The sequence below is a fragment of the Streptomyces sp. AC550_RSS872 genome (genome assembly GCF_019049285.1).
GTDB lineage: Bacteria > Actinomycetota > Actinomycetes > Streptomycetales > Streptomycetaceae > Streptomyces.
In genome coordinates this window covers 18,718-27,889 of record NZ_JAGMUL010000074.1, presented here as the reverse complement: position 1 = coordinate 27,889, position 9,172 = coordinate 18,718, and the positions used below count along the sequence as shown (strand labels likewise).

8 protein-coding genes and 1 pseudogene are annotated in these 9,172 nt (G+C 70.7%); 6 read left to right on the top strand and 3 right to left on the bottom strand.

Annotation, left to right across the window (positions count from 1 at the left end):
- Window positions 1-172 precede the first annotated feature (172 nt).
- The 4 genes from KUM44_RS27320 (at window position 173) to KUM44_RS27305 (ending at window position 4,082) form a co-directional block, all read left to right on the top strand.
- Entirely contained in the window at window positions 173-583 is a 411-nt protein-coding gene (locus KUM44_RS27320; RefSeq protein ID WP_217212027.1) for a VOC family protein, read from the top strand.
- A gap of 61 nt (window positions 584-644) precedes the next feature.
- Window positions 645-3,020, top strand: coding sequence for an excinuclease ABC subunit UvrA (locus tag KUM44_RS27315; protein ID WP_217212025.1), 2,376 nt, complete (start codon window positions 645-647; stop codon window positions 3,018-3,020).
- A gap of 185 nt (window positions 3,021-3,205) precedes the next feature.
- The gene (locus KUM44_RS27310) at window positions 3,206-3,622 is read left to right on the top strand and encodes a helix-turn-helix transcriptional regulator (protein ID WP_217212036.1); all 417 of its coding nucleotides are present in this window, start codon (window positions 3,206-3,208) and stop codon (window positions 3,620-3,622) included.
- Between the two features lie 10 nt (window positions 3,623-3,632).
- Complete coding sequence (locus KUM44_RS27305) at window positions 3,633-4,082, top strand: protein-tyrosine phosphatase family protein (RefSeq protein ID WP_308402732.1); 450 nt, start codon at window positions 3,633-3,635, stop codon at window positions 4,080-4,082.
- Here the strand turns inward: KUM44_RS27305 and bla are convergent.
- Window positions 4,075-4,959, bottom strand: coding sequence for a class A beta-lactamase (gene bla, locus KUM44_RS27300; protein ID WP_217212032.1), 885 nt, complete (start codon window positions 4,957-4,959; stop codon window positions 4,075-4,077). The genes KUM44_RS27305 and bla overlap by 8 nt on opposite strands.
- Before the next feature lie 142 nt (window positions 4,960-5,101).
- Here bla and KUM44_RS27295 point away from each other — a divergent pair.
- Window positions 5,102-6,261, top strand: a pseudogene (locus KUM44_RS27295) (abortive phage infection protein).
- Window positions 6,262-6,300: 39 nt separating this feature from the next.
- A complete protein-coding gene (locus KUM44_RS27290) occupies window positions 6,301-6,738 on the top strand; it encodes a VOC family protein (protein WP_217212023.1) in 438 nt (145 codons plus the stop codon).
- A 205-nt stretch (window positions 6,739-6,943) separates the two neighbouring features.
- On the opposite strand, the gene KUM44_RS27285 is transcribed toward KUM44_RS27290, so the two are convergent.
- Both KUM44_RS27285 and KUM44_RS27280 read right to left on the bottom strand, forming a co-directional pair.
- A complete protein-coding gene (locus KUM44_RS27285; protein ID WP_217212021.1) occupies window positions 6,944-8,425 on the bottom strand; it encodes an alpha/beta hydrolase in 1,482 nt (493 codons plus the stop codon).
- Between the two features lie 107 nt (window positions 8,426-8,532).
- Entirely contained in the window at window positions 8,533-9,066 is a 534-nt protein-coding gene (locus KUM44_RS27280) for a GNAT family N-acetyltransferase (RefSeq protein WP_217212019.1), read from the bottom strand.
- Window positions 9,067-9,172 lie beyond the last annotated feature (106 nt).

The following is a 9,172-nucleotide window of genomic DNA, read 5'->3' as shown; positions in this document are numbered from 1 at the left end:
TGCACGCCGGGTGGTAAATCCAGCCCCTCCGGCGTTTGAGGAGCGGGGTCTGGGGCGGAGCCCCAGGAGGATGGGACGGGTAGGGGCGGCGGGGGCGAGGGAAAAGGCGGCCGGCTCGGGTCCGTCAGGAATCGAGAAGCGGCGCCCCTGGCCCACGGCTAGCGTGACGGACATGGACATCTCGATTCACGCCAGCTTCCTCCCGCACGACGACCCGGAGGCCTCCCTCGCCTTCTACCGCGACGCCCTCGGCTTCGAGATCCGCACCGACGTCGGCCAGGGCAAGATGCGCTGGATCACGGTCGGCCCCGCCGGCCAGCCCGGCACGTCCATCCTCCTCGCACCCCCCGCCGCCGACCCCGGCATCACCGAGGACGAACGCCGCACCATCGCCGAGATGATGGCCAAGGGAACCTACGGCTGGATCCTCCTGGCCACCGCCGACGTCGACGACACCTTCGAGAAGGTGCAGGCGACCGGCGCCGAGGTGGTCCAGGAGCCCACGGACCAGCCGTACGGCATCCGCGACTGCGCCTTCCGCGACCCCGCGGGCAACCTGATCCGCATCCAGGCCCGGGGCTGAGCCCGCCCGCCCCCACCTCACCCCATGCCTACCGGCAGCGTTGCCGACCGACCACCTGTAGATGGAGAACATGATGACCGCGCCGCACGTTGCCGACAGCCACGACCTGATCCGGGTGCACGGCGCTCGTGAGAACAACCTCAAGGACGTCAGCATCGAGATCCCGAAGCGTCGTCTGACGGTGTTCACCGGCGTCTCCGGCTCGGGCAAGAGCTCGCTCGTCTTCGACACCATCGCCGCCGAGTCGCAACGGCTGATCAACGAGACGTACAGCGCCTTCCTGCAAGGGTTCATGCCGAACCTCGCACGCCCCGAGGTCGACGTACTCGACGGTCTGACCACGGCGATCACCGTCGACCAGCAGCGGATGGGCTCCGACCCCCGCTCCACCGTCGGCACCGCCACCGACGCCAACGCGATGCTGCGCATCCTCTTCAGCCGCCTCGGCACACCGCACATCGGCCCGCCCGCCGCGTACTCCTTCAACGTCGCCTCGGTCTCGGCGAGCGGCGGGATGACGATCGACCGCGGCGCCGACAAGACCAGGACCGAGAAGGTGACCTTCAGCCGCACCGGCGGTATGTGCACCCACTGCGAGGGCCGCGGCACGGTCTCCGACATCGACCTCACGCAGCTCTTCGACGACTCCAAGTCGCTGTCCGAGGATCCGTTCACCATCCCCACCTACACCGGCGACGGCTGGGTCGTGCGGGTCATCGCCGAGTCCGGGTTCTTCGACAAGGAGAAGCCGATCCGGAAGTACACGAAGAAGGAGCGGCACGACTTCCTCTACCGGGAGCCGACCAAGGTCAAGATCAACGGCGTCAACCTCACCTACGAGGGCCTGATCCCGAAGCTCCAGAAGAGCTTCCTGTCCAAGGACCGCGAGTCGATGCAGCCGCACATCCGGGCCTTCGTGGACCGTGCGGTCACCTTCGCCCGGTGCCCCGACTGCGACGGCACCCGGCTCAGCGAACTCGCCCGCTCCTCGAGGATAGACAAGATCAACATCGCCGACGCCTGTTCGATGGAGATCCGCGACCTGGCCGAGTGGGTCAGGAAGCTGAAAGAGCCGTCCGTGGCGCCGCTGCTCACCAAGCTTCAGCACACCCTCGACTCGTTCGTGGAGATCGGCCTCGGCTATCTCTCGCTCGACCGGGCCTCCGGCACGCTCTCCGGCGGTGAGGCGCAGCGCACCAAGATGATCCGCCACCTCGGGTCCTCGCTCACCGACGTCACGTACGTCTTCGACGAGCCGACCATCGGTCTGCACCCGCACGACATCCAGCGGATGAACAACCTGCTGCTGCGCCTGCGCGACAAGGGCAACACCGTGCTGGTCGTCGAGCACAAGCCGGAGACGATCGCCATCGCCGACCATGTCGTGGACCTCGGTCCCGGCGCCGGCACGGCGGGCGGCACCGTCTGCTTCGAGGGCACCCTGGAAGGGCTGCGGGGGAGCGACACCGTCACCGGGCGCCATCTCGGTGACCGGGCCGCGGTGAAGGAGACCGTCCGCAAGGCCACCGGCACGCTCGCGATCCGCGGCGCCACGGCGAACAACCTCCAGGACGTGGACGTCGACATCCCGCTCGGCGTGCTCACCGTCGTCACCGGCGTCGCCGGCTCCGGCAAGAGCTCACTCGTGCACGGCTCGATCCCCGCCGAGGAGGGCGTGGTCTCGGTCGACCAGACCCCGATCCGCGGCTCCCGGCGCAGCAACCCGGCCACGTACACCGGGTTGGCCGACCCGATCCGCAAGGCCTTCGCCAAGGCCAACGGTGTGAAGCCGGCCCTGTTCAGCGCCAACTCCGAGGGCGCCTGCCCCACCTGCAACGGCGCCGGCGTCATCTACACCGACCTGGCGATCATGCAGAGCGTCGCCACCACCTGCGAGGATTGCGAGGGCAAGCGGTTCGAGGCGTCGGTGCTGGAGTACCGCTTCGGCGGCCGGGACATCAGCGAGGTGCTCGCGATGTCGGTGACCGAGGCCGAGGAGTTCTTCCGCGCCGGTGAGGCACGCACCCCGGCCGCCCACAGGATCCTGGAGCGGATGGCGGACGTCGGCCTCGGCTACCTCACCCTCGGCCAGCCGCTGACCACCCTGTCCGGCGGTGAGCGGCAGCGGCTGAAACTGGCCACGCACATGGGCGACAAGGGCGGTGTCTACGTCCTCGACGAGCCCACCACCGGCCTCCACCTCGCCGACGTCGAGCAGCTGCTCGGTCTGCTCGACCGGCTCGTCGACTCCGGCAAGTCGGTCATCGTCATCGAGCACCACCAGGCCGTCATGGCGCACGCCGACTGGATCATCGACCTGGGACCCGGCGCCGGCCACGACGGCGGCAGGATCGTCTTCGAGGGCACCCCCGCCGACCTCGTCGCCGAGCGCTCCACCCTCACCGGTGAGCACCTCGCGGCCTACGTCGGCGGCTGACCGCGATGTGTCTCACCACGACACCGGTGAGGGCCTTCCTCTCGTCCCGTGCCCGTCAGAGCCGGACGCGGGAGTGGACGAGGTGGGAGGCGGCCCGGGAGGATACGGGTGTGCGATCCAGCCACTCGACGCCCGAGGAACAGCGCCTGCGCACCCTTGTCGCGCTGCGCCGCGTCCGCGACCGGATGGACCGGGAGTACGCGCAGCCGCTGGACGTCGAGGCCCTCGCGCGGGGCGTGCACATGTCGGCCGGGCACCTCAGCCGTGAGTTCAAGGCCGCCTACGGCGAGTCGCCTTACGGCTACCTGATGACGCGGCGCATCGAGCGCGCGATGGCGCTGCTGCGCCGCGGCGACCTCAGCGTCACCGAGGTGTGCTTCGAGGTCGGCTGCTCGTCGCTGGGCACCTTCAGCACACGGTTCACGGAGTTGGTCGGGATGTCGCCGAGCGCCTACCGGATGCAGGCGGCGGACGCGGTGGCCGGCATCCCGTCGTGCGTGGCGAAGCAGGTGACCAGGCCGATGAGGAATCGGGAGGCTCCGTTCAGTCTGGCCGCCGCGGTCAACGGAGCGGTGCCCAGGGCCGGCACACCGCAGGCGTGACGACAGGACCGTGGAGGGCGAGAAGGTGCGCGCGAAGCAGTGGGACGAGAGCGGCGACGGGGTCCTCCGGCTGCCCTCCGGGCGCCTGGTCCGGGGCCGGGGTCTGCGCCGCCCTCTCGCACCGGGGGCGCAGACCCCGTCGTACGGCGTCTATCTCCTGGGGAAGCCGCCCCCCGAGGTCCCCTGGGCCTCCCATTGGATCCGCTGGCCCGACTTCCGCCTCCCGGCCGACCGCGAGGCCGCCCGCAGCGCCCTCGGCGAGGCCTGGGAGCGGGCCGCCGACGAACGCGTCGAGATCGCGTGCGGCGGCGGCCGCGGGCGTACGGGGACGGCGCTCGCGTGTCTGGCGGTGCTGGACGGCGTACCGGCCGAGGAGGCCGTGGACTTCGTGCGGCGCGAATACGACCGGCACGCCGTGGAGACGCCCTGGCAGCGGAGGTACGTGCGGCGCTTCAGGTGAGCGTGTCCGCCAGCAGCTCTGCCGTCTTCACGATCAGGGCGTGGTCTGGCGCCGCACCCTGCTCCGGCTTCGTCGTCTGGACCACCAGGACGAGCGGGGTGCCGTCCTCGGTCCAGGCGATCCCCGCGTCGTTGTTGGTGCCGTAGGAGCCGCCGCCCGTCTTGTCGGCCAGTGCCCAGCTCTCGGGCAGGCCGGCGCGGAAGCGGTTGACGCTGGTGGTGTTGTTCAGCAGCCAGTGGGTGAGGAGGTCGCGATCGGGGCGGTTCAGGGCGTCGCCGAGGACAAGGCGGGCGTACGTCCGGCCGATCGCACACGGCGTCGTGGTGTCCGTGACGCGCCACGGCTCCGCCGAGTTGAGGTGCGGCTCCCAGCGGTCGAGGCGGGTCACCGGGTCGCCGAGGGAACGGGCGAAACGGGTGATGGCGGTGGGGCCGCCGAGTTCGCGCAGCAGGAGGTTGCTGGCCGTGTTGTCGCTGAAGCGGATGGCCGCGTCGGCGAGTTCGCGGACGGTCATGCCGGTGGCGACATGGTCCTCGGTGATGTCGGAGTTCTCCACCACGTCGTCCGCCGTGTAGTGGATCCGCTTGTCGAGCACCTCGCCGTCCTGGTCCAGGTCGCGCAGAACGGCCGCGGCTGCGAGGGTCTTGAACAGGGAGCAGATCGGGAAACGCTCGTCGGCGCGGTGGCGGACGGTCTGCCCGGTGGCGAGGTTGTGCGCGAACACGCCCAGGCGGGCGCCGTGTCGGGACTCCAGTTCGCGCAGCCGGTCGGTGGTGGCGGCATGGGCGGGTGCGCCGGTGAGGAGCGCGGCTGCGGTGGCGGTGCCTGCGGTCAGCAGGGTGCGTCGGCCTAAGATCTCGGACTCCTTCGCTCGGATTTCGTAGGTCGGATTTCGTCGGTCTGATGGTGACGATCTCTTCAGTGATCGACGCCGTGCGTCATTCCTTGGTTGCGCCGCCGTAGACCATCGGCCGACGGCGCCGCGGGCCCGCGCTCGCCACAGTGGCCGTATGGACCGTATGGAGAAGACCACGGGGATCAGCCGGGCAGGGTTTCTGGCGGGGGCGGCGGCCGTCGGACTGGCGGGGGCGGTGCTGCCCGCGGGGCAGGCCGCGGCGACCGCGCGAGAGCCGGAGCGCAGGGGGCCGGAGCGCAAGGGGCTGAAGCACAGGGGCGTCGTCTACACCGTCGGCGAGGGTGAGACGCCCGGTACCGCGTGGAGCGCCGCGCGGATGCGTGCGGACGTCCGGGTCATCCGCGACGACCTGCACGCCGACACCCTCGACGTCACCGGCGACGGCGTCGAGCGACTCATCGCCACCGCCGCCGAGGCCGCCGAGCGCGGGCTGCACGTCTGGCTCCAGCCGACCCTCGCGGACGTGCCCGAGCGGGAGATCCTGGAGAGCATCGCCGAGTGCGGGCGGTTCGCGGAGCGGCTGCGGCGGCAGGGCGCGAGCGTCGACTTCAGCGTGGGCTGCGAGTTCTGGCTGTTCGTGCCGGGGATTATCCCGGGCGAGACGGTCCTGGACCGCGTCGAGAACCTCCAGAAGGGCACCGTCGACATGGCACGGATGCAGCGCCGCCTGGCCCGCTTCACCGCGAAGGCGGCGACGGTCGGCCGCTCCGTCTTCCGTGGCCGCCTCAGCTACGCCGCCGCCCAGGACGAGGAGTTCGAACCGGTCGACTGGAACCTCTTCGACGTCATCGGCATCGACTACTACTCGTATACTACTCGTACTTCCCCCAACGTGCGGACTACGTACGGGAGTTGCGCCGCTACCTGCGCTGGGGCAAGCCCCTGGCCATCACCGAGTTCGGCACGTGCGCGTACGTCGGCGCGCCCGAGGCGGGCGGCATGGGCTGGGACATCGTCGACTACACGAAGGAGCCGAACGAGATCAAGGGCCACGTGGTGCGCAGTGAGCGGACCCAGGCCGCCTACCTGGGCGATCTGCTGGACGTCTTCGAGTCGATGGGCCTGTACGCGGCGATGGCCTTCGAGTTCCTCACCGCGGACGCCCCGCACCGCCCCGACAACCCCCGCTACGACCTCGACCTGGCGAGCTACGGCATCACCAAGGCGATCAAGGACCGCCCCGACGACCCCTCCTCGGACTGGCACTGGGAGCCGAAGGAGGCGTACCACGCGGTGGCCCGCCACTACTGCCGACGGGCGTAGTCCGCAACCTGGAGGGACCATGGCCGGGGAGGTGAGCGTATGGACTGGACCCTCGAGTTGATCGTCGTGCCGGTCACCGACCTGGACCGGGCCAAGGCCTTCTATGTCGACCAGTGCGGTTACCGTGCCGAGATCGATTCCCCGTGGTTCGAGGGCGTCGGCCGCTTCGTCCAGCTCACCCCGCCCGGCTCCCGCTGCTCCGTCGTGCTGGAGTCCGGCATGCCCCAGTCGCCGGGGCAGCCGCGGATGGCCCCCGGATCCATGCAGGGCCTCCAGCTCTGTGTCACGGACCTCGAGGCGGCCAGGGCGGAGCTGACCGGACGCGGGGTCGAGGTGACCCCGGTGATGCATGTGAGCGCGTCCGGCTGGGCGGAGGGCCGGGGTGAGGACAGCTGGAACTGCTTTCTCTTCTTCCAGGACCCCGACGGCAACGGCTGGGCGGTCCAGGAGGCCCCGGCCCCGCTCACCGAACGCTGACCCAGGCCTGCCGGGCCCTGGGCCCAGGTCGTGTCCGCAAAGTCCCGCCTGCCCCGCGACGCCTGGCACGCTCCCCCAGAGGGGGCACCCCCATCGCACGTTCCCCCACCCTCGAACCGCGCTTCGCACGGCTCGGGCGGGAGGTGCCCCCACGACGCCGCGGGGCCCGCCCTCCGGGCGGACGACGGGACTTTGCGGGCACGACCTAGCGGCAGTACGTGTCCCGGCCCGGGCGCTCGCCCGTCGCCAGGAAGCGGGAGACCGTCGCGTCGCCGCACGCGTTGCCGTTCTCCAGGTAGGCGCCGTGGCCGGTGGAGTTCACCGTGACCATGACGGCCCGCCTGCCGAGGGCCTCGCGCATCTTCAGGGCGCCGCTCAGCGGTGTGGCCACGTCCCGCTCGTTCTGCACCATCAGGACATTGGACGGCCCACGGTCGGTCACCCGGGGCGGCGCCTCGCTCGGCTGCCACTGCCACGCGGCGCAGACCATCGCGTTCCTCGGCATGCCCGCGGTCAGCGGATACTTCGCCCGGCTCTCGGCGACGCCCTTCTCGTACACCGCGGCCGACCTCGGCCAGGCGGCGTCGTTGCAGATGGTCGCGGCGCCGACCGCGGTGTAGTTCTGCACCAGCGCCTCCGGCGGGCTCGGCGGCGCGGGCGGCAGCTCGCCCTTCTCCGCCGCCAGCATCGTCTTCGCCAGCACCGGGTAGTCCTCGGGGTCGTACAGGCTGTCCAGCATCGTCTGGCGCAGCCCGTTGCCGTCCAGCCGCGCCGGGTTGGCGCCGGGCCAGGGGAGGGGCTCGCGGTCCAGCCGGGCGGCGAGGGCGAGGAAACGCGAGCGCACCTCGGCCGGTGTGCCGGCGACACGGTCGGGGTTGCCGGGCCTGGAGGCCCACTTGGCGAACTCGGGGAAGTTGTCCTCGACGCCCACCTCGAACGCCTCCAGCAGTGCGCGCTCAGCCCGCACGGGGTCGGGGTTGTCGTTGCTGTCCAGCACGATCCGGTCGGTGCGGTGCGGGAACAGCGTGGCGAAGGTGGCGCCGGTGTACGTGCCGTACGAGTCGCCCCAGGCGGACAGCTTGCGCTCGCCGAGCGCGGCTCGGATGCTGTCGACGTCGCGGGCGTTGTTCTTGGTGCTGATGTGCTTCATCAGCTCACCGCCGTTGCGTGCGCAGGCGTCCGAGATGCGCCGGGCGGTGACCATGTTCTCGGTGACGGAGCCGTCCGGGGCGGGCCAGGGGCGCAGGGCCGTGCGCGCGAGGTCACGGTGCTCGACGTCACAACTGACCGGCGTGGAAGGCGCGTTGCCGCGCGGGGCGAACCCGATGAGATCGTAGGCGTCCCGCACCTCCTTCGGCAGCCGCTGGCCCTTGTCCGAGGGTTCGGCGAGGCTGTCCCCGCCGGGCCCGCCGGGGATGATCAGCAGCGCGCCCCTGCGGACCGACGGCTTCTCGCTGGGGATACGGGAGACGGCGATCTCGATCCGCTCGCCACCGGGGTCGGAGTAGTCCATCGGTACGGACACGGTCGCGCACCGCTGGCGCGGATCGAGCCCCTCGCCCTCGCACTCGCCCCACTTCAGGGGCGCGGGCGTGCCGGTGGCGGACGCGGTGAGCGGGGTGACGAGCCCGAAGACGACTCCGGAGGCGGCGGCGATCAGGGCGGCACTCTTCGTGATCTGCTTCATGCACAGCAGCCTGACCGAGATTGACGGAGCGTCACATCCCGGTAACTCCCGTATGGGGGCGGGGGATTACCCCGCCGGGCCCGGGGGATTACCCCCCCCGCCCTCTCCTACCCCTGGCCCAACCCCAGTCTCATGACGAGCCGGTCCTCCCCGGGGCCCAGATAGTCCCTGCGCACCCCGCCCTCCGCGGCGAACCCCAGCGACCGGTACAGCATGATCGCCGCCGCGTTCGTCGGCTCGACCGTCAGCCGCACCTCGTGCACCCGCTCCCTGCGCAGCTGCCGCAGCACCTCCAGCATCAGCCGCTTGCCCAGCCCCCGCCCCCGCTGGTCCGCGCTCACGGCCAGGCTCAGCACCCACGTCACATAGCCGTCCGAGGTGGTGACGAAGAGGACGTAGCCGTGCAGGCAGTCCCCGTCGTCCAGGACGAGGATGCGGTCGCCGTGGACGTCGAGGTGCTGACGCAGTACGAAGTACGGGTACGGGTCCTCCGGAAAGACCTCCTCGTCGACGCGGAGGAGTTCGGGCAGATCCGCCTCGGTGACGCCTCTCATCGTCAACGGCCGATCACTGCTGTCGGCGAGGAACGCCTGGTCGGAGCGGCGACCCAGCGCAGGGAAACGTTCCTCCGGCATAGCCATCAACTGCCCCCTATGTGATGGATTGGCGTCACTCGTGCGGGTGAGCACCCGTTGCCTTCCGTTTCAGGCGCCCGGTTCGAGATCAGCCCATCTTGAGCAGGGCGAT

Bases quoted from the DNA above. Each gene is read 5' to 3' on its own strand.
- KUM44_RS27320 (WP_217212027.1), top strand. From the start codon at position 173: ATGGACATCTCGATTCACGCCAGCTTCCTCCCGCACGACGACCCGGAG.
- KUM44_RS27315 (WP_217212025.1), top strand. From the start codon at position 645: ATGGAGAACATGATGACCGCGCCGCACGTTGCCGACAGCCACGACCTG.
- KUM44_RS27310 (WP_217212036.1), top strand. From the start codon at position 3,206: ATGGACCGGGAGTACGCGCAGCCGCTGGACGTCGAGGCCCTCGCGCGG.
- KUM44_RS27290 (WP_217212023.1), top strand. From the start codon at position 6,301: ATGGACTGGACCCTCGAGTTGATCGTCGTGCCGGTCACCGACCTGGAC.
- KUM44_RS27285 (WP_217212021.1), bottom strand. From the start codon at position 8,425: ATGAAGCAGATCACGAAGAGTGCCGCCCTGATCGCCGCCGCCTCCGGA.
- KUM44_RS27280 (WP_217212019.1), bottom strand. From the start codon at position 9,066: ATGGCTATGCCGGAGGAACGTTTCCCTGCGCTGGGTCGCCGCTCCGAC.